We start from the raw sequence: 811 nt of genomic DNA on the forward strand, positions 1-811 counted from the left end.
CGGAGGCAGGCTGGCCCAGCCCGGCTGGCGTCGGCGGCCGCCTGGTAGGCCGCATCCACATCGGCCGTGGAGGCCTGGCGGATCTCGGCCAGCAGGGTGTCGTCAAAGGGGTTGGTGGTGCGCAGCGTGCGCTGGGAGGTGCCTTCGCGCCACTGCCCGCCGATGAACAGTTCACTGGGCAGCTGATCGAGAAACTGGGGGCTGGTGAGGGTGTGCGGCTCGGTCATGGCAGGTCCTTTCGCAGGTTCCCGGATGGTGGGCGGGTCCCGGCAGGGCATTGCCCCCGTGCAGCGGCACGGGGGCGCTACGCGCGTTCCGGGACCGGGGAGGACGCCCAGCGTGCTCGCTGCGACGCCCATCACCCCCAGCGTAGGCCACCGGGTGGGGCCAGCAGCGCGGGTTGCGGGGATTAGCATGGTTTTCATGGCTGAAACCGAGACCGAGCAACTGCTGGAGACCATCGGGATCCTGCGCACCCACTGCGCCTGGACGCGGGCGCTGACCCACCAGTCGCTGCGCACCTACCTGGTGGAGGAGGCCTATGAGGTGATCGACGCGATCGGCGCCGGCAACCCGCAGGAGCTGCGCGACGAACTGGGGGACCTGCTGCTGCAGATCGTGCTGCACGCCCAGATCGCCAGCGAGGCCGGACAGTTCGGCTTCGACGACGTGGCCTACGGCTGCGCCAGAAGATGCTGCGCCGCAACCGGCACATCTTCGACGAGCACGGGCAGCTGCGCGGGGACATCACCCAGGATGTGGCCACCATCATCGAGACCTGGGATGCGGCCAAGGCGGAGGAACAGCGCGG

2 protein-coding genes are annotated in these 811 nt (G+C 69.5%); one reads left to right on the top strand and one right to left on the bottom strand.

Annotation, left to right across the window (positions count from 1 at the left end; all coding sequences use genetic code 11):
* The coding region (locus tag JCM19049_RS16120; protein ID WP_279403424.1) for an aldehyde dehydrogenase family protein at window positions 1-227 on the bottom strand (227 nt) is incomplete at its 3' end.
* Between the two features lie 196 nt (window positions 228-423).
* Here JCM19049_RS16120 and JCM19049_RS16125 point away from each other — a divergent pair.
* Window positions 424-811 (top strand): MazG nucleotide pyrophosphohydrolase domain-containing protein (locus JCM19049_RS16125; protein ID WP_279403425.1); only part of this gene is annotated, 388 nt, incomplete at its 3' end.

It is taken from the genome of Arthrobacter sp. JCM 19049, from assembly GCF_001310435.1.